The 24,000-nt window shown below is 72.0% G+C and carries 24 protein-coding genes, 1 tRNA gene and 2 riboswitches; of the genes, 11 read left to right on the plus strand and 14 right to left on the minus strand.

Annotated features, from left to right (window positions below):
- Nucleotides 1–93 precede the first annotated feature (93 nt).
- The 3 genes from ABT158_RS02665 to ABT158_RS02675 all read left to right on the plus strand — a co-directional run bounded on the left by ABT158_RS02665 (nucleotide 94) and on the right by ABT158_RS02675 (nucleotide 2,544).
- Complete coding sequence (locus ABT158_RS02665) at nucleotides 94–885, plus strand: thioesterase family protein (protein WP_352350124.1); 792 nt, start codon at nucleotides 94–96, stop codon at nucleotides 883–885.
- 85 nt (nucleotides 886–970) lie between these two features.
- A complete protein-coding gene (murI, locus tag ABT158_RS02670) occupies nucleotides 971–1,795 on the plus strand; it encodes a glutamate racemase (RefSeq protein WP_352350126.1) in 825 nt (274 codons plus the stop codon).
- Nucleotides 1,792–2,544, plus strand: coding sequence for an MBL fold metallo-hydrolase (locus tag ABT158_RS02675; protein WP_352350128.1), 753 nt, complete (start codon nucleotides 1,792–1,794; stop codon nucleotides 2,542–2,544). The genes murI and ABT158_RS02675 overlap by 4 nt, the downstream gene beginning before the upstream one ends.
- Here the strand turns inward: ABT158_RS02675 and ABT158_RS02680 are convergent.
- Complete coding sequence (locus ABT158_RS02680; RefSeq protein WP_352350130.1) at nucleotides 2,529–3,755, minus strand: MFS transporter; 1,227 nt, start codon at nucleotides 3,753–3,755, stop codon at nucleotides 2,529–2,531. The two genes, ABT158_RS02675 and ABT158_RS02680, sit on opposite strands and share 16 nt — an antisense overlap.
- Nucleotides 3,756–3,835: 80 nt before the next feature.
- On the opposite strand from ABT158_RS02680, the gene rph reads away from it, so the two are divergent.
- From rph to ABT158_RS02705, 5 genes are all read left to right on the plus strand, one after another.
- Nucleotides 3,836–4,555: a ribonuclease PH gene (rph, locus tag ABT158_RS02685; RefSeq protein WP_352326186.1), complete on the plus strand. Its 720-nt coding sequence runs from the start codon at nucleotides 3,836–3,838 to the stop codon at nucleotides 4,553–4,555.
- On the plus strand, nucleotides 4,552–5,142 hold the full coding sequence (gene rdgB / locus ABT158_RS02690) for an RdgB/HAM1 family non-canonical purine NTP pyrophosphatase (protein ID WP_352350132.1): 591 nt from the start codon (nucleotides 4,552–4,554) through the stop codon (nucleotides 5,140–5,142). The genes rph and rdgB overlap by 4 nt, the downstream gene beginning before the upstream one ends.
- A gap of 46 nt (nucleotides 5,143–5,188) precedes the next feature.
- A complete protein-coding gene (locus ABT158_RS02695) occupies nucleotides 5,189–6,898 on the plus strand; it encodes a molybdopterin-dependent oxidoreductase (protein WP_352350134.1) in 1,710 nt (569 codons plus the stop codon).
- 120 nt (nucleotides 6,899–7,018) lie between these two features.
- Nucleotides 7,019–8,695 carry a toxin glutamine deamidase domain-containing protein gene (locus ABT158_RS02700; protein WP_352350136.1) on the plus strand — a complete coding sequence of 559 codons (1,677 nt, stop codon included), beginning with the start codon at nucleotides 7,019–7,021 and terminating at the stop codon, nucleotides 8,693–8,695.
- The gene (locus ABT158_RS02705; protein ID WP_352350138.1) at nucleotides 8,692–8,961 is read left to right on the plus strand and encodes an SUKH-4 family immunity protein; all 270 of its coding nucleotides are present in this window, start codon (nucleotides 8,692–8,694) and stop codon (nucleotides 8,959–8,961) included. Before ABT158_RS02700 ends, ABT158_RS02705 begins: the two co-directional genes overlap by 4 nt.
- A 202-nt stretch (nucleotides 8,962–9,163) precedes the next feature.
- Here the strand turns inward: ABT158_RS02705 and ABT158_RS02710 are convergent, their stop codons facing one another.
- From ABT158_RS02710 to bcp, 6 genes are all read right to left on the minus strand, one after another.
- Nucleotides 9,164–11,653 carry an ABC transporter permease gene (locus ABT158_RS02710; RefSeq protein WP_352350140.1) on the minus strand — a complete coding sequence of 830 codons (2,490 nt, stop codon included), beginning with the start codon at nucleotides 11,651–11,653 and terminating at the stop codon, nucleotides 9,164–9,166.
- A gap of 1 nt (nucleotide 11,654) precedes the next feature.
- A complete protein-coding gene (locus ABT158_RS02715; protein WP_352350142.1) occupies nucleotides 11,655–12,407 on the minus strand; it encodes an ABC transporter ATP-binding protein in 753 nt (250 codons plus the stop codon).
- A gap of 107 nt (nucleotides 12,408–12,514) precedes the next feature.
- Nucleotides 12,515–13,165 carry a response regulator gene (locus ABT158_RS02720; RefSeq protein ID WP_352350144.1) on the minus strand — a complete coding sequence of 217 codons (651 nt, stop codon included), beginning with the start codon at nucleotides 13,163–13,165 and terminating at the stop codon, nucleotides 12,515–12,517.
- Nucleotides 13,165–14,334: a sensor histidine kinase gene (locus tag ABT158_RS02725; RefSeq protein ID WP_352350146.1), complete on the minus strand. Its 1,170-nt coding sequence runs from the start codon at nucleotides 14,332–14,334 to the stop codon at nucleotides 13,165–13,167. The genes ABT158_RS02720 and ABT158_RS02725 overlap by 1 nt, the downstream gene beginning before the upstream one ends.
- A 243-nt stretch (nucleotides 14,335–14,577) precedes the next feature.
- Nucleotides 14,578–14,660: transfer RNA gene (locus ABT158_RS02730), tRNA-Leu, on the minus strand.
- A gap of 104 nt (nucleotides 14,661–14,764) precedes the next feature.
- On the minus strand, nucleotides 14,765–15,238 hold the full coding sequence (gene bcp / locus ABT158_RS02735) for a thioredoxin-dependent thiol peroxidase (RefSeq protein ID WP_352350148.1): 474 nt from the start codon (nucleotides 15,236–15,238) through the stop codon (nucleotides 14,765–14,767).
- 151 nt (nucleotides 15,239–15,389) lie between these two features.
- On the opposite strand from bcp, the gene ABT158_RS02740 reads away from it, so the two are divergent.
- On the plus strand, nucleotides 15,390–15,722 hold the full coding sequence (locus ABT158_RS02740; protein ID WP_352350150.1) for a DUF3618 domain-containing protein: 333 nt from the start codon (nucleotides 15,390–15,392) through the stop codon (nucleotides 15,720–15,722).
- A 21-nt stretch (nucleotides 15,723–15,743) separates the two neighbouring features.
- Here the strand turns inward: ABT158_RS02740 and ABT158_RS02745 are convergent, their stop codons facing one another.
- A complete protein-coding gene (locus ABT158_RS02745; RefSeq protein ID WP_352350152.1) occupies nucleotides 15,744–16,937 on the minus strand; it encodes an amino acid deaminase/aldolase in 1,194 nt (397 codons plus the stop codon).
- Between the two features lie 184 nt (nucleotides 16,938–17,121).
- On the opposite strand from ABT158_RS02745, the gene ABT158_RS02750 reads away from it, so the two are divergent.
- Together ABT158_RS02750 and ABT158_RS02755 are read left to right on the plus strand one after the other, a co-directional pair.
- Nucleotides 17,122–17,703, plus strand: a complete 582-nt coding sequence (locus ABT158_RS02750; RefSeq protein ID WP_352350154.1) for a DUF6286 domain-containing protein — start codon at nucleotides 17,122–17,124, stop codon at nucleotides 17,701–17,703.
- The gene (locus tag ABT158_RS02755; RefSeq protein ID WP_352350156.1) at nucleotides 17,703–18,215 is read left to right on the plus strand and encodes a hypothetical protein; all 513 of its coding nucleotides are present in this window, start codon (nucleotides 17,703–17,705) and stop codon (nucleotides 18,213–18,215) included. Before ABT158_RS02750 ends, ABT158_RS02755 begins: the two co-directional genes overlap by 1 nt.
- Before the next feature lie 377 nt (nucleotides 18,216–18,592).
- On the opposite strand, the gene ABT158_RS02760 is transcribed toward ABT158_RS02755, so the two are convergent.
- From ABT158_RS02760 to ABT158_RS02785, 6 genes are all read right to left on the minus strand, one after another.
- Nucleotides 18,593–18,850: a Txe/YoeB family addiction module toxin gene (locus tag ABT158_RS02760; protein WP_352350158.1), complete on the minus strand. Its 258-nt coding sequence runs from the start codon at nucleotides 18,848–18,850 to the stop codon at nucleotides 18,593–18,595.
- Nucleotides 18,847–19,107, minus strand: coding sequence for a type II toxin-antitoxin system Phd/YefM family antitoxin (locus tag ABT158_RS02765; protein ID WP_352350160.1), 261 nt, complete (start codon nucleotides 19,105–19,107; stop codon nucleotides 18,847–18,849). The genes ABT158_RS02760 and ABT158_RS02765 overlap by 4 nt, the downstream gene beginning before the upstream one ends.
- 49 nt (nucleotides 19,108–19,156) lie before the next feature.
- Entirely contained in the window at nucleotides 19,157–20,533 is a 1,377-nt protein-coding gene (locus ABT158_RS02770) for an L-serine ammonia-lyase (protein ID WP_352350162.1), read from the minus strand.
- 58 nt (nucleotides 20,534–20,591) lie between these two features.
- Nucleotides 20,592–20,981 (minus strand): glycine cleavage system protein GcvH, encoded by a 390-nt coding sequence (gcvH, locus tag ABT158_RS02775; protein WP_352324995.1) that lies wholly within the window; start codon nucleotides 20,979–20,981, stop codon nucleotides 20,592–20,594.
- Nucleotides 20,978–22,063: a glycine cleavage system aminomethyltransferase GcvT gene (gcvT, locus tag ABT158_RS02780; RefSeq protein ID WP_352350164.1), complete on the minus strand. Its 1,086-nt coding sequence runs from the start codon at nucleotides 22,061–22,063 to the stop codon at nucleotides 20,978–20,980. Before gcvT ends, gcvH begins: the two co-directional genes overlap by 4 nt.
- Before the next feature lie 34 nt (nucleotides 22,064–22,097).
- Nucleotides 22,098–22,197: riboswitch (glycine riboswitch) on the minus strand.
- A gap of 20 nt (nucleotides 22,198–22,217) precedes the next feature.
- Nucleotides 22,218–22,315: riboswitch (glycine riboswitch) on the minus strand.
- Between the two features lie 262 nt (nucleotides 22,316–22,577).
- The gene (locus ABT158_RS02785) at nucleotides 22,578–23,951 is read right to left on the minus strand and encodes a M28 family peptidase (protein WP_352350485.1); all 1,374 of its coding nucleotides are present in this window, start codon (nucleotides 23,949–23,951) and stop codon (nucleotides 22,578–22,580) included.
- Nucleotides 23,952–24,000 lie beyond the last annotated feature (49 nt).

Genomic DNA, 24,000 nt, shown 5'->3' on the forward strand with positions numbered 1-24,000 from the left:
GCTGATGTCGGACCGGCGTGGTGCGAACGCCGCAGCCCCGCGTAAAGTGGGGGACCACTAGAATATAGTTCCGTACGGTGAAGGCAGGGCGGGATGACCAAGTTCGACGAGGCCACACAGGCGATCAGGGTCGACGAGACCACCTATGACGTGTGCCTCGACCCCGGATACTCCATCGGCGGCCCGCTCAACGGCGGCTACCTGATGGCCGTCGTCCTGCGCGCCGCCGTGGACGCCTCGCCGTTCGAGCACCCGGTGAGCACCACCTCGCAGTTCCTCAGGTCACCGGTCGCCGGCCCCGCCCAGGTCCGGGTCGAGCCGCTGAAGTCGGGCCGCACGGCCGCCTTCGCCAGGGCCACCCTCGTCCAGGACGGCGTGCCGCAGATCGAGAGCCTGATCACCACCGCCACCCTGACCGGCGCCGACCCCGCCTACACCGACGCGCCCTCGGTCGTCATGCCGTCCGTCGAGGAGTGCGTCAAGCTGCCCGACCCCAAGCCCGAGAACAACATGACCCTCAACGCCCAGATGGACATGCGTTTCGACCCGCCCACCATCGCCTGGCTGGCCGGCGAGCCGACGGGCAGGCCGGAGTCGCGGGCGTACTTCAGGATGGCCGAGCCGCAGGACGCCGACCCGTACGTGCTGGCCCTGGCCGTGGACGCGCTGCCGCCCGTGGTGTTCTCCGCCGGCGCCCGCGGCTGGGCGCCCACCGTCGAGCTCACCTGGCACCTGCGGGCCCTGCCCGCCCCCGGCTGGCTCACCCTGATCGGCGGCGGCCGCCTCATTGCGGACGGCTGGTTCGACGAGGAGGTCGAGGTCTGGGACTCCGCGGGCCGGCTCGTCGCCCAGTCGCGCCAGCTCGCCAGGGTCGGAAGGGGCTGATGTGAGCAACACGACAGTCGCGCCTTCATCAGGTGTGAGCATTCTTACGCGGTGTTGATCGAGCAGGTCGCCTACCCTCTAGAACGTGCCGGACGAGAGTATTGGGATCTTCGACAGCGGGGTGGGCGGCCTGACGGTCGCACGCGCGATCATCGACCAGCTCCCCCACGAGTCGATCACCTACGTGGCCGACACGGCCCGCCAGCCGTACGGGCCGAAACCCATCGCGGAACTGCGCGCCTACGCCCTTGAGGTGATGGACCACCTCGTCGAGCAGGACGTCAAGATGCTCGTCATCGCGTGCAACAGCGCCAGCGCCGCCGTCCTGCGCGACGCCCGCGAACGCTACGACGTGCCGGTCGTCGAGGTGATCCAGCCCGCCACCAGGCGCGCGGTGCGCGCCACCCGCACCGGCCGGGTCGGCGTGATCGCCACCCAGGCCACCATCACGTCGCTGGCCTACCACGACGCCTTCACCGCGGCCCCCGACGTGCAGCTCACCGGCGTGGCCGCGCCCCGGCTGGTGGAGTACGTCGAGCGCGGGGAGACGATGAGCAAGGAGCTCATCGACGTCCTGCGCGACTACCTGGAGCCGATCAGGGCGGCCGGCTGCGACACGCTCATCCTCGGCTGCACCCACTACCCGCTGCTCACCGGCGCGATCTCCTACGTCGTCGGCGACGGGGTCACGCTGGTCTCCAGCGCCGACGAGACGGCCAAGGACGTCTACCGGATCCTGCACGACCGCGGACTGGCGGCGGGGGGCGAGGCCACCCCCCGGCACCGCTTCCGCGCCACCGGCGACTCCCACCTCTTCGCCCGCCTCGGCAGGCGGTTCCTGGGCCCGGAGATCGACGCGGTCGAAGTCGCGCCAGTGGGGGGTACTACCTTTAGCGGGAGGCCCACATGAAGGTGACCATCGTCGGATGCTCGGGCAGCTACCCCGGCCCCGACAGCCCCGCGTCCTGCTATCTCGTCGAGGCCGAGGGGTTCAGGATGCTGCTCGACCTCGGCAACGGGTCGCTCGGCGCGCTCCAGCGCCATATCGGCCTCTACGACGTGGACGCCATCTGCCTGTCCCATCTGCACGCCGACCACTGCCTCGACGTCTGCGGATACCACGTGGCCCGCACGTACGGGCCCGACGCGCCGTACCCGCCGGTGCCGGTCTACGCGCCCGAGGGGGCGCCGGCCCGGCTCGCGGCCGCCTACGGGATGCCGGACGAGCCCGGCCTGGAGACCGCCTTCGACTTCATGCCGCTGTCGCCCGGCTCGTTCGAGGTGGGGCCGTTCGTCGTCACCGCCGGGCTGGTGAACCATCCGGTCGAGGCGTACGGGTTCCGGGTGGCCAGCGACGACGTGTGCATGGCGTACTCGGGGGACACCGGGGAGTCGGCGGAGCTGGTCAAGCTGGCCGCGGGGGCCGACCTCATGTTGTGCGAGGCGTCGTTCGTCGAGGGGCCCGACCTGCCGCCCGACCTGCACCTGACCGGTCGTCAGGCGGCCGAGCACGCGGCCAAGGCCAACGCGGGCAAGCTGGTGCTCACCCATCTGGTGCCGTGGAACGACAACGCGAGAGTGCTGCAGGACGCGTCGAGGGGCGGCTACGCCGGGCCGATCGAGCTGGCCCGCAGCGGCGCGGTCTACGACCTGGCCTGAGCGTCGTCGAAGTCGCGTAATCGGGGCAGCGGCGAGAACAGCAGCGGCGCGAACGACATGACCCGGCCGATCATGAACACCCATAACGCCGTCCGCACGCCGAACTGCTGGGCGACGATCCCGCCGAGCAGCGCGCCCAGCGGGACCGAGGTCCACGTCAACGACCGGAACGAGGCGTTGACCCGGCCCAGCAGCTGCTCGGGGACCGTCGTCTGCCGGTAGGTGATCTGGCCGACCGTGCTCAGCGCCGAGCTCCACGACAACGCGATCGAGGTGGCGGCGAAGAACGCCACCCGCCAGTCGGCCTGGGTCATCGGCAGCAGCAGGGCGAAGGGCGCCGGCACGGTGAGGGAGAGCCAGGTGATCCTGGCCGTGCCGACCTTCCTGGCCAGCAGCGCGCCGAGCAGGCCCGCGGCCACGCCGCCGAACCCGCCGGACATGAGCAGCACGCCGATGAGACCGGGCGCCAGGCCCACCTCCTCGGCCAGGAACAACACCGACAGGCCGAGCACGGCGCCGACCGTCAGGTTCGCCAGCACCGAGGACGCGGCGAACATGCGCATCAGGCGGTCGCGCCACACGTAGCGCAGGCCCACGCCGATGCCGCGCAGCAACGGCTCGGGCTCGCCCGTCGCCGGCGGCTTGTCCGGGGTCTTGATGGTGCTGAGGAACAGCGCCGACGTCAGCGAGCCCAGCGCGGTGGCGAGCATCGTGAACGGCGCGCCGACGAGCTGTACCAGCACGCCGCCGACGCCCGGCCCGGCCAGGAAGCCGCCGGAGCGCACCACCTCCAGCTTGGAGTTGCCGTCGCCGAGCTGCCGGGTGCTCACCAGGCTGGGCAGGTACGTCTGGTCCGCGACGTCGTTGAACACCTGCGCCGCACCCGCCAGGAAGGCGACCGCGAACATCATCCCGATCGACAGCACGCCCAGGTGCGCCGCCAGCGGAATGCTCGCCAGCAGCACGAACCTGGCCAGGTCGGTGACCATCATCACGCGACGCCGGCGCATCCGGTCGACCCACACCCCCGCGGGCAGGCCGAGCACGAGGAACGCGGCGGTCTGCAGCGCGGACAGCAGAGCCACCTGGGCCGGCTGCGCGTGCAGCGTGACGACCGCCACCAGCGGGAGGGCGACGCGCGAGATATTCGCTCCCAGTTCGTTCCCCACGTGCGACGTCAGGAACCGGAGGAAGTCAGGGTTTCGCAACACCCCCGTTGTCATTGCGTAAGGATCCATGTGTCGGACACATTTGGTCAAGAGTGTCGTGCCGCGGAGATAGGGTGATCTGCATGTCCCGACAGGATGGCCGCAACCCCGACCAGCTACGCCCCATCACCATCACCCGGCAGTGGCTGGCGCATGCCGAGGGTTCGGTCCTCGTCGAGTTCGGCGGCACGAGGGTGCTCTGCGCGGCCTCGGTGCAGGACAGCGTGCCGCGCTGGCGCAGGGGCAGCGGGCAGGGCTGGGTCACGGCCGAATACGCGATGCTGCCGCGGGCGACCAATACCCGTAATGATCGGGAATCGGTCCGCGGCAAAATCGGCGGGCGCACGCACGAGATTTCCCGGTTGATCGGAAGATCACTTCGCGCGTGCGTCGATTACAAGGCTCTGGGCGAAAACTCCATTGTGCTCGACTGCGACGTTCTCCAGGCCGACGGCGGCACCAGGACCGCCGCGATCACCGGCGCCTACGTCGCGCTCGCCGACGCCGTCGCCTGGATGAAGGCGCGCAAGATGTGCCCCGGAGACCCGCTGATCGGCTCGGTCGCGGCCGTCTCCGTCGGGGTCGTCGGCTCGGTCCCCATGCTCGACCTGTGCTACACCGAAGACGTCGCCGCCGAGACCGACATGAACGTCGTGATGACCGGCGAGGGCGCCTTCGTCGAGGTGCAGGGCACCGCCGAGGGCGTGCCCTTCGACCGCGCGGCCCTCGACCAGCTGCTCGACCTGGCCGCCGCCGGGTGCGAGGAGCTCACCCTGATCCAGCAGGAGGCGCTGGGCGCATGAAGATCGTGCTCGCCACCCGCAACCCGGGCAAGATCGCGGAGCTGCGGCGCATCCTCGCCGACTTCGAGATCGTCGGCCTGGAGGAGTTCCCCGAGATCGGCGAGGTCGCCGAGACCGGCGTCACCTTCGAGGAGAACGCGCTGCTCAAGGCGCACGCCGTCGCCAAGGGCTCCGGGCTGCCGGCCGTGGCCGACGACTCCGGGCTCTGCGTCGACGTGCTCAACGGCATGCCCGGCGTCTTCTCGGCCCGCTGGTCCGGCCGCCACGGCGACGACCAGGCCAACCTCGACCTGCTGCTCGCCCAGCTCTCCGACGTGCCCGCCGAGAAGCTGTCGGCGCACTTCGCCTGCGCCGCCGCGCTCGCGCTGCCGTCCGGTGAGCACCGGGTGGTGGAGGGCACGCTGCCCGGCCACCTGATCACCACCCCGCGGGGCACCAACGGCTTCGGCTACGACCCGATCCTGGTGCCGCTCGGCCACGACCGCACCACCGCCGAGCTGTCTCCCGACGAGAAGGACGCCATCAGCCACCGGGGCCGCGCCTTCCGCGCGCTGGCGCCGATCGTGCGTGACATCGTCGGCTCGTAACCACCGCGTAAGAACCTGCTGACCACGGGCGACGTAACGTCGTACCGTGCAGAAGAACGAGACAGTGCCTGCCTGGGCCGGCGCCCTGGCGGGGCTCACGGCGGGCGCGCTGGCGCTGGGGATCGCGCAGCTCGTCGCCGGGCTCGCCGGTCCTGAGACCTTTCCGGTGGTGGCGGTGGGCGACGCCGTCGTCGACCTGACGCCGGCGCCGGTCAAGGATTTCGCGATCAACACGTTCGGGGAGAACGACAAGACCGTCCTCATCGGGGGCGTGCTCGTGGTGCTCGCCGGGATCGCGGCCGTCATCGGGGTGCTGGCGCGGCGGCGGCTCGCGTACGGGTACGCGGGGCTCGCCCTGTTCGGGGTGGTGGGGGTGGCCGCGGTGCTCACCCGTCCGGGGGCGGGGGCGGCGGACGTGCTGCCCACGGTGGCCGGGGTCTTGTGCGGCGGGCTGGCGCTGGGGTGGCTGCTGCGGCGCGCGGGCGGTGGTCGCGGTACGGCCGCGGCGGCCCCCGAGGTCGGCGGCACGGTCCCGGCCGGTGAGGCCGGTGGCGAGGTGGCGCCTGGGAGCGGCGGTGAGGGGGCCGTTTCCGAGGTTGGCGGCGCTGGTGGCGGCGGTGCGGGCTCCGAAGTCGGTGCGGGCGCTGGGGAGCGGCCTGCGGTGATGCGGGCCGGGGCGGGGGAGCGCGGGTTCGACCGGCGGCGGTTGATCACCGGGGTGGCGGGCGGGATCGTGGTGGCGGGGGCGTCGGCCGCGCTGGGCCGGCAGCTCGGCGGGCGGCGGGAGCTGGCCGCGACGCGGGTGAACCTGGCGCTGCCCAGGCCCGCGACGCCCGCCCGGCCCCTTCCCCCCGGTACGGACTTCCGCATCCCCGGCCTGTCATCCTTCATCACGAAAAATCAGGACTTCTATAGGGTTGATACGGCGCTCGTCGTCCCCCAGGTGGACCCGCGCGCCTGGCGGCTTCGCATCCACGGCATGGTGGACAGACCGGTCGAGATCACCTACGCCGAGCTGCTGAACCTGCCGCTCACCGAGGCCGACATCACCCTGACCTGCGTCTCCAACGAAGTGGGCGGCCCGTACGTCGGCAACGCCCGCTGGCTCGGCGTCCGCATGGCCGACCTGCTGCGTCGTGCCGGGCTCCAGCCGGGCGCCGACATGCTGCTGTCCACCTCCGACGACGGCTTCACCTGCGGCACGCCCGTGGACGTCGTGATGGACGGCCGCGACGCCCTCTTCGCCATCGCCATGAACGGCGAGGCACTGCCGTTCGAGCACGGTTTCCCCGTCCGCCAGGTGGTGCCCGGCCTGTACGGGTACGTGTCGGCCACCAAGTGGGTGGTGGACGTGAAGGTGACCCGGTTCGACCGGGACCAGGCGTACTGGACGCCACGCGGATGGGCCGCCAAGGGGCCGATCAAGACGGAGTCGCGCATCGACGTCCCGAAGAGCGGCGCCTCGCTGAAGGCAGGGCGCACGACCATCGCCGGGGTGGCGTGGGCCCAGCACACCGGGGTGGACGCCGTCGAGGTGCGGGTCGATCGCGGCGAGTGGCGGCAGGCGCGGCTGGCCGCCGTGCCGGGGCCCGACACCTGGCGGCAGTGGGCGCTCGACTGGGACGCCACGCCCGGGGAGCACACGATCGAGGCGCGGGCGACGGACGCGGCGGGTCACACCCAGACCGAACGGCAGGCGCCGCCCGCGCCCGACGGCGCCAGCGGGTGGCCGGCCGTGACGGTCCAGGTGACCTGATTCGCAGGCGTTTGCGCAGGTAAAGCCGTTCCCCCCAGACGGATAATCTTCCCCACTTCCCCCTCTCGGACGCGACGGCGGCCCTACGATCGGTCGTCCAAGCAGGACAGGAGGCAGGACGTGGTCCGCGAACGCAAGTCGAGCGTCCGAGGGGTCCTTCCGGAGGGGCAGTACAACCCGGTGGTGGGGGAGGGGGTCCGGTGGCTCGACTATGAACGTGCCGCCGAGGACGTGCCCGGCGAAGCGCCCGCCACGACCGAGGTCCCCTCCTCCCGTGACGGCTCGGCCCCCTTAACGCCCGCCGCCTCCAGCGCCTCCGACGAGGAGCCGCCGCCGCCCCCCGGCCTCCGTACGCAGGCCCCTGCTTCTTCCCGCCCGTCCCCCCAGCCCGCCGCTGGTGTGGCCTCCGCTCTGGACGTGCTCACCGGTCTCGCCACCCGCCCGGCCCCGGCCCGCACCGGCACGCCGTACGGCCTGACGTTCAGCCTGAACACCCTCAACCGCCTCGCAGTCGCCCTCCCGGACGAACCGGAGGGCGCACGCTCCGGCCTGCCGCCGGCGGATGCGCCGGACCTGCCGGCGCCGCCTTCCGCCGAGCCGACCGGCTGCGACGCCGACGGCGGCGCGGCGACCGTCGGGCAGACCGCCACACCAGTGCCGAACGCCGGGAAGGCGCAGACCGGCACGTCCGGCCACCCGGAGGGACGTCCTGACGCGCCCGACGCCCGGGTACTGCCGGAGGTGGCGGCGTCGCGCACGACGACTCACCCGGCCCGCGATCCGCACGGAGCCGCACCCGCGCCCGCCGCCCCGCGCGAGATCGGCCTGAACGGATCCGCCCCCCAGGCAGGCGCGGCACACGGGAGCGGCCTGCGGGGAGCCACCCCCGAGACGGGAAGCCTGGGGACGGCCGGGCCGGACCTGGGCAGCCCGCATGAGATCAGTCCGGACAGAGGCAGCCTCCCTGGAGCCGGGCCGGACGGGCGGGAGCCGGGGGAGTACCCAGGGGGCGGGACCGGCGGGCCGGAGAGGCCCGGGGGCGCGGTGACGCGGGGTTTCGGGGCGGCGGTCAGCGGGATGCGGCGGCTGGAGTTCGGGGAGCGGGACGGGGCCCGTGGCGCGGACGGACGGCATCCGCTGGAGGCCCGGATCGACCGGGCGAGAAACCGTGCCGCCGTCGACTGGTTCGAAGGCGAGCGGCGGCCGCCGAGGCTGGCCGACAGCCGGCCGTACGGGCTGCCCGGCGGGCTGGCACAGCCCGACCCGCAGGTCGAACGGGAGCTGAGACAGGCATTGGAGCCCGGCACCCGGTTCCCCGACCCGCGCGGCACCTGGGTCCGGCTGATCAACGGCGGCGGCCCGGCGGACGACCCGTTCCGTGCCTCCAACGCCGCCGACTGCGCCCTGGCCGTGCTGTCCACCTGGCACGGCGAGCCCGCCACCGCCGCCCCCCGGCTCCCCGAGTACGACGGGATCGGCCGGCCGCTGCTCACCGGCGAGAAGGGCGGAGCGTCCCGGATCGAGCGGTGGACCGGCCAGCGGTTCCAGTACGCGGGCCAGGGGCGGCACGCCTACCCCATGATCGCCCGGCGGCTGCTGGAGGCCGGGCACGGCGCGAGCGCGGTCATCGTGGTGCGCTGGCCGGGCGGCGGGTCGCACGTCTGGAACGCGGTCAACTCCGGCAGCGAGGTGATCTGGATCGACGCCCAGCGCGGGCACATGTCGGTCGAGCCGCCGTACGCGACGGTGACCGGGGTGTTCTGCATGATCCTCGACCGGCAGGGGCGGCCGCGATGAACATGGACCAGGCCAGGGCGCTGGCGGAGGAGTACGTCAACGGGACGCGCCCGCCGGACGAGCCGCTGTCGGTGGGCCTGTACGGCTTCCACGACGGGTATGTCGCCTGGATCCGGGAGCTCGACCCCGACGACCCCACCACCCTGCCGGACACGATCGGCGGGGCGTGCATCGTGATCGACAAGGCGTCCGGTGAGGTCGTGGTACGGCCGCTGCTGGACCCCGAGACCGTCGCCGAACTCTGGCCGGGCCGCACCCCACGCTGACCGCATGACGCACGGAAGGCCGGGCGCCGCCCCCATAGGGCGCCCGACCTGTCCGTGGCGCCCCCATGGGACGCCTGACCTGCGGGCACGGATGTGGCCGCGCGGCCTCGGCGTCCCCCACGACACCCGTCCCATGAGGCCGCGCAGCCCCTGTGCGTACCCTCTATCCTGATTTTTCGCTTTTATTCGCTTTTATCAGGGATTAACCGGTAGCCAGCGAGCCGACGATCGACGCCCTGGCCGCCCGCCGGGCCGGCACCACGGCGGCCAGCACGCCCGCCAGCCCCGAGAGCACCACGAACAGCGCGATCTGCCCGAGCGGCGCGGAGAACACCGCGCCGGGCAACATCGCCCGTACCGCGGCCCAGCCGAACACGCCGCCGAGCACCACGCCGACCAGCGCCCCGATCAGGCCGAGCAGCAACGCCTCGACCGAGAGCATCCGCCGCAGTTGCGGCCGGGTCAGCCCGAGCGCCCGCAGCAGCGCCGACTCCCTGGTGCGCTCGTGCACCGACAACGACAGGGTGTTGGCGATGCCGAGCAGCGAGATCAGGATCGCCAGCCCGAGCAGCCCGGTCACGATCATGAGCAGCATGTCCAGGGTCTCGTCGAACTGCCCGCGTACCTCGGTCGAGCTGGCCATCTGGACGGTGGGATGGGCCGCGATCGCGGCCTTGACCACCTGGCGGGCCTGGTCGGTCGCGACGCCGTCGCGGATGTTGATCATCACGCGGGAGTCGGGCACCCGGTCGTAGTAGGTGTCGAACGGCCGCTCGGCGACGGTGAGCGGCGGCAGGGTGGAGTTCGTCCCGGCGAGGACGGCGACCACCTTCAGCGGCACGGACCCGGCCAGCTCGGTCCTCACCGTGACCGTGTCGCCGACCTTGACGCCCAGGGCGGAGGCCGCGTAGTCGAGCAGCGCGACCTGCCCGGCCGACAGGCCCGCCATCGAGCCGGACAGCACCTCGGGGGTGAGGGTCCCGTGGTAGGTGCCGATGTCGAAGCGCCGGTCGCCCACCTTGCCCGGGGTCTCGCGGATCTGCAGCACCGAGGCCAGCTCGGGACGGCCGCGCAGCCTCTCGGCCACCGACCTCGGCACCCCGCTGTCCTGCACCTGGCCGGCCAGCATGTAGTCGACCGGGAACTGCTCGTCGAGCTTGTTCCACACGGTCAGCCGGGTGGAGGCGCTGAGCACCGAGATCAGCGTCATCAGCGTGACGCCGATGGTGAGCGCGACCGTGGTGGTCGCGGCGCGCCGGGGGTTGCGGGCCGAGTTGTCCAAGGCCAGCCGTCCGGGCACGCCGAACAGCTTGGCCGGGACCCAGCCCACCACCGCGCTCAGCGGCCCGACCAGCACCGGCCCGAGGATCAGCACGGCCAGGAAGACCAGTGCGCCGCCGGCCATCACGACGAACAGCGTGCTCGTCTCGCCCGCCGGCAGCCCCGCCACGCCGTACGCGGTCAGGCCCGCTCCGGCCAGCAGGAACAGCCCCGCGAACACCGAGCGCAGCAGGCCGGTGCGGAAGTCCTGCTCCTCCGGCTGGGCGCGCAGCGCCGCGACCGGCGGCACGCGGGTGGCCGCCCGCGCGGGCAGCAGGGCCGCGAACAGGGTGACCACCAGGCCGACGGCCAGGCCGATCCCGACGGTGGCCGGCGTCAGCGCGACCGCCGCGTCCGTGGGCATGGGGGCGTCGAACGCGGCCAGCAGCGTCAGGGCGAGCATGGCCAGCCCGTACCCGGCCAGCAGGCCGAGCGCGGAGGCGAGCAGCCCGACCGCGATCGACTCCAGCACGATCGAGCCGAACACCTGCCCGCGGGTCGCGCCGATGCAGCGCAGCAGCGCCATCTCCCGGGTGCGCTGCGCGACCAGGATGGTGAAGGTGTTGTAGATGACCAGCGCGGCCACCATCATCGCCACCGCCCCGAACAGCAGCAGGCCGATGGTCAGCGTGCGCATCGACAGCCCGGCCGAGGCCGCCAGGTCGTCGGCCAGCTCCGTGCCGGACTTGACCTCGTACGCGCCGCCGAGCGCCGCGGCCACGGCCTGCTTCAGCCCGGGGGCCGAGCCGGCGACGTCGATCTCGCGGTAGCCCTTGGCGCCGGTCATGCGCTGCGCGGTGGCCGCGGTGAAGCCGACCGCGCCGGTGAAGGAGAGCTCCTGGTCCACCCCGGGGTCGAGCAGGCCGACCAGCCGGAACTGGTGGCGGGCCTGCTTGCGGTCGAGCACGGTGATCGTGTCGCCGAGCCGCAGGCCCTGCGACTTCGCGGTGTTCTTGTCCAGCACGGCCGCCTGGTCATCGGTGCCCGGACCGGTGCCCGCCACGATCGCGGTGCGGTCCAGCGGGCCGGGGACGATGGACAGAGCCGTGGTCGGGCTGCTGCCGACCGCCCTGCCGTCCTTGCCGAGCAGCGGCGCGGGGTCGCGGATCAGGCCCTGCGCCTCGGTCACGCCGGCGAGGGCGCGCACCCGTTCCAGGGCCTTCTCCGGCAGCACGCCGTCGCGCTCCTTGGGCAGGACGGCCACGTCCACCTTGTCGGCGTCGGCGGTGACGCGCTGGGAGAAGCCCGCCTGGATGGTGTCGTTCAGCACGAACGTGCCCGCGATGAAGCCCACCCCGAGCGTGATCGCCAGCGAGGTGAGCAGCAGCCTGAGCTTGTGCGCGCGCAGCCCGGCCAGCGCCGTCTTCAGCACCTCAGCCCTCCAGCTTCACGAGCGTGTCCAGGACGGCCTGCGGCGACGGCGAGGTGATCTCGGTGACCAGCTCGCCGTCGCGCAGGAACACCACCCGGTCGGCGTAGGCCGCCGCGACCGGGTCGTGGGTGACCATGACGATGGTCTGGCCGAGCTCGCGGACCGAGGTGCGCAGGAAGGACAGGATCTCCGAGCCGCTGCGCGAGTCCAGGTTGCCCGTGGGCTCGTCGGCGAAGATCACCTGGGGCTTGCTGATCAGGGCCCTGGCCACGGCCACGCGCTGCTGCTGGCCGCCGGACAGCTCGGTCGGCCGGTGTCCGAGCCGGTTCCGCAGCCCGACGGTGTCGATGACCCGGGCGAACAGCTCCTCGTCCGCCTGCCGGGCGGCGATGTCCAGGGGCAGCCTGATGTTCTGCTCGGCGGTCAGCGTGGGCAGCAGGTTGAACGCCTGGAAGATGAAGCCGATCCGCTCCCGGCGCAGCAGCGTGAGCTGCCGGTCGGCCAGGCCGGTCAGCTCGACGTCGCCGATGTGCACCGTGCCCGAGGTGGCGGTGTCCAGGCCGGCCAGGCAGTGCATGAGCGTCGACTTCCCGGAGCCGGACGGGCCCATGATCGCCGTGAAGGCGCCGGTGGCGAAGGCCACGTCCACGCCGCGGAGGGCGTGGACCTGGGCGTCGCCCTGGCCGTACACCTTGGTCAGGGCCTTGGCCACCACCGCGGGCGGTGCCGCGCGCCAGGACTCGGTGAGGGTCACTTTCACTCCTTGTCGCAATTTCTCGTCGCGACCAACGTTAGGAGTGGAAATTTCAGGAATTGTGGGCCCTGAGGAGGGACTTTGTGTAGAACCTCAGACGACCCCCGTCAGCCTTTCGGCCGATGCGAGGGCACGACGAGCCCCGCCTCGTAGGCGTACACGACCACCTGGGCCCGGTCCCGCAGCCCCAGCTTGGCCAGCACCCGGCCGAGATGCGTCTTCACCGTGGCCTCGGCGACCTCCAGGCGGTTCGCGATCTCCATGTTCGACAGGCCGCGGGCCACCATGAGCAGCACCTCCCGCTCGCGCGGGGTCAGCTCGGTCGCCGCCGGCAGCTCCTCCACCGGCAACTGGGCGGCGAAGCGGTCCAGCATCCGGCGCAGCGTGCGCGGCGAGACGACGGCGTCGCCCGCGTGCACCTGCCTGATGGCGTTGACCAGGTCGGCCGGCGGCACGTCCTTCAGCAGGAAGCCGGCCGCGCCCGCCTTGATCGCGGCCAGGGCGTACTCGTCGAGGTCGAACGTGGTCAGGATCAGCACCTTCGGCCCGTCGATGCGCCTGGTCGCCTCGACGCCGTCCATGCGCGGCATGCGGACGTCCATGAGCACGACGTCCACCTCGACGCGGTCCAGCAGCTCCAGGGCCGTGACGCCGTCGGCGGCCTCGGCCACCACGTCGATGTCGGGCTGGGCGCCGAGCACCATGCGGAACCCGGCCCGCAGCAGCTCCTGGTCGTCGACCAGCATCACCCTGATCATCACGCCGCCCTGGCCGTCGGGAGGCGGGCCAGCACCTCGAAGCCGCCGCCGGTCAGAGGACCGGCCGAGACCGCGCCGCCGTACATGCCGACGCGTTCGCGCATGCCGATCAGGCCGTGCCCGTCGGGGCTGCGCGGCGCGGCGGCCCCCCGGCCGTCGTCGGTCACCCGGACGACCAGCTCGGGCCCGCCGTAGTCGATCTCGACCCGCGCCTGGACGTGCGGGCCGCCGTGCTTGAGCGCGTTCGTCAGCGCCTCCTGGACGATGCGGTAGACGGCGAGCTGCTGCCCTTCGGGAAGCTCGCCGGGCACGCCGCCGATCCGCAGGCTGGCGGGCACGCCGGCGCCGCGTACCAGCTCTTCGAGCTGGCCCAGGCCGGGCTGCGGGGTGTAGTCGGTGCCGTCGTCCTCGTTCTCGCGCAGCACGCCGACCATCCTGCGCATCTCGGCCAGCGCCGCCCGCCCGGTCTTGGAGATGTTCCGCACGGCCAGCCGGGCCTGCTCGGGATCGCTGTCGAGGGCGAAGCCCGCGCCGTCGGCCTGCACCACCATCACGCTGACATTGTGCGCCACCACGTCGTGCAGCTCCCTGGCGATCCTCGTCCGCTCGGCCGCCGCGGCCATCCTGGCCTGCTGGTCGCGTTCGCGCTCGGCCCGCTCGGCGCGTTCCTCCAGCCCTTCGAGGTAGCGCCGGCGGGTGTTGGCGTACAGGCCGGCCAGCCAGATGGTGACGACGAAGATCGAGCCGCTGAAGAACATGCCGAAGGTGGCGACGGACCAGTTCACCAGCGCCAGGAAGATCCCCAGCTCGGCCACCAGCCCGGCGGCCAGCGCCCACCGGAACGCGCACTCGGAGGCGACCGTCCACAGCGCCACCATGACCGCGAGGTTGGCCGGCAGCGGGTCGACGTGGGCCAGCCACTGCCCGAAGGAGGCCAGCGAGATCACCGCGTACGCCGCCAGCGGCCTGCGCCGCCACAGCAGCGGCGCTATCAGCAGCACCGAGAGCGCGACGTAGCCCGCCACGCCCAGGTACCGGCTGCCCGGCGCCGGGGTGAGCGAGGCGTAGGGGATCGCCAGAAGCAAGCTGAAGACGGCGAGGGGGGCGACCCGCAGGACGCTCACCAGCCCGCCGTGGCGCCTCGACCACGCCCGTACCCTGCCGAACACATCATCACGATATGTAAGCCACGCCGCGGGTTTGTCCGCCTGGAGGGGGAAGTCCGCGTACGACCCAGGTCTTACATGGGTCTTACGGGGGACCAGGCATGGTGGTACACGGGAGCGCCCCTCGTGGGCGAGTAAAGGGAGATCGTGATGGCGGATCATGATCGAGACGCGGGTCGCGCGGTGAAGAGGAAGCACCGCGCGACCCGGCCCCCCGGACGGCGCGGCCCGCGCCGCCGCCGCGTGTGCGGGCGGGGGGACTCGAACCCCCACAGTGTCTCCACCAACAGGACCTAAACCTGCCGCGTATGCCATTTCGCCACGCCCGCGATCCCGCCGAGGCGGGCTGGGAACAGCTTAGCGCTCCGGCCGTGGCCGGGCAGCCTTCCGCGACGAGCGCGGGCCCCTCGCGTGCGGGGCCCGCGAGCCGGGGTCAGGCCAGGCCGAGCTTCTTCTTGAGCGAGGCCACGTGGCCGGTGGCCTTCACGTTGTAGAGCGCCTGCTCGATCTTGCCGTCGGCGTCGATGACGAACGTCGAGCGGATCACGCCGATCATCTCCTTGCCGTAGAGCTTCTTCGGGCCGTACGCGCCGTAGGCCTGGTGGACGGCGAGCTCCGGGTCCGACAACAAGGGGAAGGTCAGGGCGTCGCGGGCGACGAACTTGGCCAGCTTCTCCGGCTTGTCCTTCGACACGCCGAGGACGACGAAACCCTCGCCGGTCAGTTGGCTGAGGTTGTCGCGGAAGTCGCAGGCCTGTTTGGTGCAGCCGGGCGTCATGGCGGCGGGGTAGAAATAGAGGATCACCCTCTTGCCGCGCAGGCTGTCGAGGGAGACGGTGCCGCCGTCGGCGGTGGGTAGCGTGAACTCGGGCGCGGCGTCGCCGGGCGCGAGCTTGGTCTCTGTCATGGGCCCTCCTGAGTTCCTCCGGCAAACCTACCGGCCCGGCCGCTGTGCCGTACGGCACGCCGACCTGACAGACTGATCACGACCAGAACGGACGGAGCTCGCGACGGACAACGTAGCGGGCGCGACCACGCGTACGGTCGAAAGGAGAGCCATGGCTGACACCGATCCCGACGAGTTGGAGCGGCGGATCGCGCGCACGCGCGCGGAGTTGGCGCAGACGGTCGACGCCATCGCCGACCGGGTGAGCCCCAAGCGGGTCGCCGAGCGTACGGTCGCCGATGTCAAGACCCGGGCGGGCCACTTCGTGGCGTCCGTGGGGGACGCCCTCGGGGTGACCGCCCGCCCGGTCGACTACGGCGACAAGCCCGAAGGGGTGTGGGAGGACGAGCAGCCCAACCTGGCGCCGGTGCTCATCGGCGTCGGCGCGGTGCTGGTCGTCGGCGCCGCGATCGTGCTGTTCCGGCGCAGGCGCCGCCGGCGCTGAGCGGGTGTGCCGGGGCCGGGGTCACAGGAACGTCCGGCCCTCGCCCCGGTACGTCGGCACCGACTCGGCCAGGGTGTCGCCGTCCACGAGGTGGAGGGTGTCGAAGCGCTCGCACATCTCGCCCGCCTTGGCGTGCCTGAACCACACCCGGTCCCCGACCCGCAGCTCCTGGGCCGCCTGGCCCAGCAGCGGGGTCTGCACCTCGCCCGCGCCCTCGTCCTGCGCGTACCGCAGGCCGGCGGGCAGGTACGGCTGCGGCAGCCGGCTCGGCCCGGGAGGGCCGGAGGCGAGGTAGCCGCCGCCCAGTACCGTCACCGTGTCCGGGCCGGGCCGCCGGACGACCGGCAGCGCGAACAGGGCCGCCGGACGGCCGGTGAAACGCCGGTAGAAGTCGAACAGCCGGGGGTGGAAGAAGCCCGATCCGGCGGCGACCTCCGTGATCGCCTTCTCCCTGACCGTCGTCTCGATCGAGCCGGTGCCACCGCCGTTGACGAACTCCAGGTCGGCGACCTGGCGCACGGCGTTCACGACGCGGCCGCGGCGGACGACCAGCTCGCGGGCCGAGCGGGCCTGCATGACCCGGACGACGCGGGCGAAGGCGGCGTTGCCCGCCGGGGCGTCGCCCACCCCGGCGATCTGCGCCTCGTAGGCCATGAGCCCCACCAGGCGCAGCCCCGGCCGCTTGGCGATGGCCGTGGCCAGGTCGGCGGCCTCGTGCGGCTCGCGCACGGGGGAGCGGAGCGCGCCGGCCCTGAACCTGCCGCCGAGGGCGACGTAGCCGGCGTCCAGGTCGAGGGAGAGCCGCAGCTCGGCCCTGGGATGCACGTCCGACACGGCCTTCTCGACGAAGTCGAGCTGCTCGCGGGAGTCGACGGTGATCGCGATCTCGGCGGCGGCCCGCGGGTCGGCGGCCAGGGCGGCGAGCGCGTGCCGGTCGGCCGTGGGGTAGGCGACCAGGATGTCGGTGAAGCCCTGTCCGGCCAGCCACAGGGCCTCGGGGAGGGTGAAAGCCATGACGCCGCGGAAGCCGTCCATGGCCAGGATGCGTTCGAGGACCGCGCGGCTGCGCACGGACTTGCTCGCCACCCGGATCGGCTTGCCGGCGGCGCGGCGTACCAGGTCGGCCGCGTTGGCCCGCATGGCCGCCAGGTCGAGGATCGCGAAGGGCGGTTCGAGCGCGGCGGTGGCGCGGTCGTAGCGCCGGCGGTCATCCATGTCAGCAGGGTAACGGCATATCGGGCGAATGAATATGAGCGGGGTTCATATTCCTTGCCGGAGCGCGGGAGAGGTTCACTTTCCTTGGTGCGGCCGTAATGATCGGGCAAATGGGCGGCGAGGGCGGGTCGCGGCCCCCGCGCACCCATGTACGTCTGTCGTTGTGATGACCACGCTTCAGCAGATGGTGCCCGCAGCCATCACCGCCCAGCACCACACCGGGCTGCGCAGGGCGAGAAGGGCGCTCAGACCGGCGCGCACGCTGCCCGGCGCGCTCGTCGCGCTCGTCCTGGCCGCCGTGCTCGGCGCGACGACCGCCGAGGTGGTGACGTCGCTGCTCGGCAAGCCGCTGGGCTGGGTCCCGGTGAACGAGGCGGTCGAGCTGGCCGGCGCGCGGACGTGGCCGCAGGTCTCCTCGGCCGCGCTGCTCACCGCCGGGGCCGGGCTGCTGATGCTGCTGCTCGCGATCGTGCCGGGACGGTCCAGGACGGTCCCGGTCGAGACGTCCGACCCGCTGATCGTCATCGGCATCACCCGCGCCGGGCTGCGCCGCACCCTGCGCGCGGCCGCCCAGAAGGTCAACGGCGTGGACCGGGCCCGGGTACGGCTGCGCCGGCGCACCATCGAGGTCACCGTCGTGACCGGGCCGGAGAGCTCGGGCGCGATGCTCCGGCAGGTGGGCACGGCGGTCGGCGACCGGCTGGCCGGCGTCGGCACGCTCGGCACCGGCGAGGTCGTCGTCCGGCTGCGCAGGAAGGGCGTGTGATGCGGCAGTACACCGGCAACCGCGTCGGCCTGGCCCTGGTCGGCCTCGCCCTGCTCGTCGTGGGCGGCTACGGCTGGCTGCGCGGCCGCGGCCTGCTCTTCGACCTGCCGCGCAACGCCAAGGTGCTGCCCGCCGAGTTCGCCCGCACGCTGGCCGCCGATCCCTGGACGTTGTGGCTGCTGTCCTTCGCCATGCTGATCCTGGCCATGCTCGCCGTGCGCTGGCTGCTGCTCAGCCTGGGCTGGGGCCGCCGGGGCGCGGCCAGCGGCACCGGCACGGCCATGCTCTGCGTGGGCCTCAAGGGCGTGGACGGCCTGGGCCGGGCCGGCGTACGGGTCGCCGACAACGGCCTACGCGTCGCCCTGACCTGCCCCTCCGACGCGGACGTCGGCGCGGTGGTGACCAAGCTCGACCAGGACATCGTCGGCCGCATCCGCCGTGAGGTGCGCGACGACGAGACGCCTGCGGTCGTCCGCGTGCACGTCCGCCGCCAACCGGCCGAGCGCCGCTGACCAGTCAACCGGCTGCTCGTAGCTGAAGGAAGAAGGCGCGACTCGGCGCCTTCGTCGTCGAATCCGATCGGGAGGTCGTCATTCACCGCATCATCGGCGCGTTCGCCGCCGCAACCCTCGCCCTCGCGCTCACCGCGCCCGCCGCCCACGCGGCGACGGGCGACGGCTTTCCGCTGATCCCCTGCAAGATCGGGGAAGACGGCCAGATGCACTGCGTGGGCGACCACCTGCCCGGCCTGCTGGCCCAGGCGCTCAGCCCCGCGGTCGGCCTGATCTGCGTGGACAGCCACACCACCACGGTCATCTGCCGCTCATCCGCCTGAACCCCGGCCCGCCCGGCCCTCCTGCGCGGAGGGTCCGGGCGGACCGCCGCGTCTCTACTCGTAGTGGTAGCGAGCCTGTAGGACGACGATCTCGTCGTGTGCGACCAGGTACACCAGGCGATGCTCGTCGGTGATGCGCCGGGACCAGGCGCCCGCCAACGCGTACTTGAGGGGCTCGGGCTTGCCGATGCCCTCGTAAGGATCGCGCAGGACATCCTCGACGAGCCGGTCGATGCGCTTGAGCACCTGCCGGTCAGCCGTCTGCCAGTGGACGTAGTCCTCCCAGCCCTGGCTGGTGAACGCCACCTTCACCGAGCAGCCTCGTCGCCCAGCAGCTCGTGTCGCTCATGACGCCCTTGGATCGCTTCCTGATAGGACTCGATCAGCCGGCGGGCGTTGGCCGGAGAACGGAGCAGGTAGGCCGTCTCCTGGAGTGCTTCGTACTCCTCTGCGGCCACCAGGTAGGCGCTGCCGCTCTTGGAGACGATCTCCACGGCGGTGCGGTCGTTGTTGACCTCCTCGATGAGGGGGAACAGACGACGGCGAGCCTCGCTGGCGGTGATGGACATGGTCGCCTCCTCCGAGTGGTACAACTTCACGGTACCACTCGGAGGCGGGTCAGCACTCGATGACGTTGACGGCCAGGCCGCCGCGGGAGGTCTCCTTGTACTTGTCGAGCATGTCGCGGCCGGTGTCGCGCATGGTCTTGATGGCCTTGTCCAGCGCCACGTAGTGGCGGCCGTCGCCGCGCAGGGCGATCCGGGCCGCCGTGATGGCCTTGTTGGAGGCCACCGCGTTGCGCTCGATGCACGGGATCTGCACCAGGCCGCCGATCGGGTCGCAGGTCAGCCCGAGGTTGTGCTCGATGCCGATCTCGGCGGCGTTCTCCACCTGCTCGGGGGTGCCGCCCATGACCTCGGTCAGCCCGGCCGAGGCCATCGAGCAGGCCGAGCCCACCTCGCCCTGGCAGCCGACCTCGGCGCCGGAGATCGAGGCGTTCTCCTTGAACAGCACGCCGATCGCGGCCGCCGTGAGCAGGAAGCGCACCACGCCGTCGTCGTCGGCGCTCGGGACGAACTTGGTGTAGTACGTCAGCACGGCCGGGATGATGCCCGCGGCGCCGTTGGTGGGGGCGGTGACGATGCGGCCGCCGGCGGCGTTCTCCTCGTTGACGGCCAGGGCGAACAGCGCCACCCAGTCCATCGCCTGCAGCGGGTCCTTCTCGGCCGACTCGGCCTGCAGCCGCCGGTGGAGCTGGTTGGCCCGGCGCTTGACCTTCAGGCCGCCGGGCAGCACGCCCTCCTTGCCGATGCCGCGCCGCACGCACTCCGACATCACCCGCCACAGGTTGAGGATGCCCGCGCGGATCTCCTCCTCGGTGCGCCCGAACGCCTTCTCGTTCTCCAGCATCAGGGCGGAGATCGACAGGCCGGTGTTCGAGCAGTGCTTGAGCAGCTCCTCGCCCGAGGCGAACGGGTAGGGCAGGACGGTGTCGTCGGGCTTGATGCGGTCGGCGCCGGTGGCCTTCTCGTCCACGACGAAGCCGCCGCCGACGGAGAAGTAGACCTTCTCGCGCACGGTCCCGCCCTGCTCGTCGCGGGCGGTGAAGCGCATGCCGTTGGGGTGCTCGGGCAGGGAGATCTTGCGCTCGAAGACGAGGTCCTGGCCCACGACGAAGGGGATCTCGTGCTCGCCGTAGAGCTTGACCGTGCCCGCGGCGCGCATCTCGGCCAGACGGGCGTCGACGGAGTCGACGTCGACCAGCTCCGGCTTCTCACCGGACAGGCCGAGCAGCACCGCCTTGTCGCTGCCGTGGCCCTTGCCGGTCAGGCCGAGCGAGCCGTACAGGATGACCTCGACACGGGCCACGCGGGGGAGCAGGCCGTCGTCGTGCAGCCCGCGGGCGAACTTGTGCGCGGCGGCCATCGGGCCGCCCGTGTGGGAGCTGGACGGTCCGATGCCGATCTTGAAGAGGTCGAAGACGCTGATCGCCATTGATGGCGCCCTTCAGTTCAGGAAGTGCCGGGGCCCGCCGCGGGCCCCGGCGTTGGTGTCAGGACTCGCCTGAGGTGAGCGCCGTGTACTCCTCGGCGGACAGCAGGTCCTCCGCGTCGCCCTCCATGCGGACGCGGAACATCCAGCCGTCGCCGTACGGGTCGCTGTTGGCCAGCGACGGGTCGTCGGCCACGGCCGAGTTCACCTCGACGATCTCGCCGCCGACGGGCGCGTAGATCTCGCTCACCGACTTGGTGGACTCGACCTCGCCGACCGAGTCACCCGCCTCGACGGTCGAACCGACCTCGGGGAGCTGCACGAAGACGACGTCACCAAGAGCCTCGGCGGCGAAGGCCGTGATGCCGACGGTCACGGTGATGCCGTCGTCCACGCCCGACACCCACTCGTGCTCCTTGGTGTAGTTCAGGTCGTCAGGGATGTTGCTCACTTGTTCCTCCTGTAGAAGGGCAGCTCGACCAGGTCCATAGGTTCATGGCTGCCCCGGATGTCCACGGCCAGACCTGTGTCGGCCCCGGCGTCCACGTAGGCCATCGCGATGGGCTTGCCCAGGGTCTGGGAGGGCGCACCGCTGGTGACCTCGCCGACGACGGCGCCGTCGCGGGTGACCGGGTAGCCGTGACGCGGCACCCGGCGGCCCTGGGCGACCAGGCCGACCAGGCGGCGGCGGGGCTGGTCGTCCTTGACCGCCTCCAGTGCCGCCCTGCCGACGAAGTCACCGGGCTTGTCGAATTTCACCACTCTGCCCAGCCCCGCGTCGAACGGGGTCAGGTCGGAGCTCAGCTCGTTGCCGTAGAGCGGCATGCCGGCCTCCAGCCTGAGGGTGTCGCGGCTGGACAGACCGGCGGCGCGCAGGCCGTGCGGCTCGCCCGCGGCCTCCAGGGCGCGCCAGAGCGGCACGGCGTCCTGGTTGGCGACGAACAGCTCGAAGCCGTCCTCGCCGGTGTAGCCGGTGCGGGCGATGAGCGCCTGGCGGCCGTCGACCACGCCGGGCAGGCCCGCGTAGTACTTGAGACCGTCGAGGTCGGCGTCGGTGAGCGTGGCCAGGATCTCCTGGGCCTTCGGGCCCTGGATTGCGATGAGGGCGTACTGCTGGGAGCGGTCATCGACCGTCGCGTCATACGACTTAGTACGATTTTTCAGCTCATCCGCGACCTTGTCGGAGTTCGAGGCGTTGGCCACCACCATGAACTCCTCGTCCGCCAGCCGGTAGACGATGAGGTCGTCGAGCACCCCGCCGCGCTCGTCCACGATCATCGTGTACCTGGCCCGGCCGGGCGCCAGCGCCGACAGGTGGCCGACCAGCGCGTAGTCGAGGGCCTCTCCGGCCTGCGGACCGGTCAGGAAGATCTCGCCCATGTGCGAGAGGTCGAACAGCCCGGCCGCCTCGCGGACGGCTTTGTGCTCCGCCGACTCGCTGCCGTACCGGAGCGGCATGAGCCAGCCGGCGAAGTCGGTCAGCGTGGCGCCTAGGGCCTCGTGGACGTCTCGTAGCGGCGTAGGTCGGGACATTTGTCGCACCTCAGGACAGGATTGGATGCCAGCATCCTCCCCCTCTGTCATGGATGCCTGAGAGCTTCGCCCGAGTTTTACCGGACTTTCACCTTCGGCGAGGCCCCGAGGGCCTGCTTTCCAGAGGTCACCTCCCCGTAAGAACGCCTTACAGGGCTGCCGCGCGGTCCTTTGCCTTGAGAGGTTCGCGGGGAGGGCTTGCTCCTTCAGGGACCCTGACCGGCTGTCAGGGTGCTCTCCCGCACGGTTTCGCCGGTGATGTCCGTCAGCCTAGTGCCGTCATGGGGGTGTTGTCGCGCTTCGCCCCCTGCCATCCGCGGCATCCGCGACATCCCGCACGCAGCGAAAAGCGGCCGCGGCCCCGGAGAGGCGGGGTCGCGGCCGCGTTGGTGGCCGCGCGCGAGCCGGTCATGGCAGGTCAGCTCGCACGCGGCAGCTCGGGGCGGGCCGGCGGTGACCGGCCCGCGCGGGATCAGGCCCTGCGGATCACAGGCCCTGAGATCAGGCCCGAGGGTCAGGCCCGTGCCCAGAGGGCGGGCACGTTCGGCGGCTCCCAGCCCGGCAGGCTGGTGTGCGCCTGGAGGCAGCGGTAGCTGACCCCCTGGTAGGTGACGACGTCTCCGGCCGTGTACGACTTGTAAGCCGTCCAGGTGGTGCCCTGGCCGTCCCCTCCGACGGTCAGGGTGAAGGACGCGGAGTGGTCCGCCGTCGCCCCGTCGCCGTTGATCCCTATGGTGTACGTCCCCGCCGCGACGCCGCTGGTGGTGGCGATCGTGACGGTGGACGACTGGCCCGCCTGAACCGTGGACGGGCTGAAGGAGACGGTGACCCCGCTCGGCACGTTCCCGGCGGAGAGCGCGACGCTCTGCGCCTGGCCGGACGTGACCTGGGTACTGACCGCCGCGGTAGCCGACTGACCGGCCTGGACCGATGCCGACGACGGGGTCACCGAGATCGAGTAGTCGTTCTCCGTGGGCGTGCCGGTGCCCACGGCGAGCTTCCATATGGCGTACGCGATGGCGTCGGAGTTGCGGTCGAGCGCCGTGGTGTTGATGGCGCTCGGGTAGCTGTCGCACGCGCTGTGGTAGCAGCGGTCGAACGCCTGCCCGGCCGAGCCGCCCCACTTGGCGGCCTGGGCCGAGCTCTTGACCGCCCCGGCCCCCGTGGCCAGGCCGCCGACCCGGACGCCCGCGGTCTTGAACGAGGCGTGGTCGCTGCGGCCGTCGCCCTCCCTGTCACCCTCGGTCTGCAGGCCGATGGTGGCGAAGTAGTCGTTGAAGGTGCGCTGGATGGCCGCGTCGTCGTCGTAGACGAAGTAGCCGGCGTTGGTCGAGGCGATCATGTCGAAGTTCAGGTACACCTCGACGCCGCTCGCGCCGCCGTTCTGCACGTAGTACCTGGACCCGACCATGCCCGCCTCCTCGGCGCCCCACCAGCCGAACCGCACGTGCTTGGTGAGGGTGGGCTTGCGGGCGGCGAGGGTGAGGGCGTTCTCCAGGAGCGCGGCCGAGCCGGAACCGTTGTCGTTGATCCCGGGGCCGGCCGCGACGCTGTCGAGGTGGGCGCCGAGCATCACGGTCTGGTTGGCGGGCCCGCCCGGCCAGTCGGCGATCAGGTTGCTGCCGCCGCTGAAGTTCTGCACGCGGGTGGTGAAGCCGGCCGCGTCCAGCTTGCCCTTGATGTAGTTCATCGAGGCGGTGAAGCCCGGTCTGCCCGAGGCGCGGTTGCCGCCGTTGCTCGTGGCGATGGACTGCAACTGGCTCAGATGCGCCGTCACGTTCGCGACGGGGATGTCGGGCGCGGGGTCGGCGGCGGCGCCGGCCGGTCCGGCCGGCGTGGTGAGGGTCAGGGCCAACGCGGCGGTGGCCGCGGCGCCCAGCCTGAGCATGGCGTTCACGATCTGTGGCTCCTCAAGGGGGTTGGGCGGCCACCCCGGC

It is taken from the genome of Nonomuraea sp. NPDC001636, assembly GCF_040298265.1.
Taxonomy (GTDB): domain Bacteria; phylum Actinomycetota; class Actinomycetes; order Streptosporangiales; family Streptosporangiaceae; genus Nonomuraea.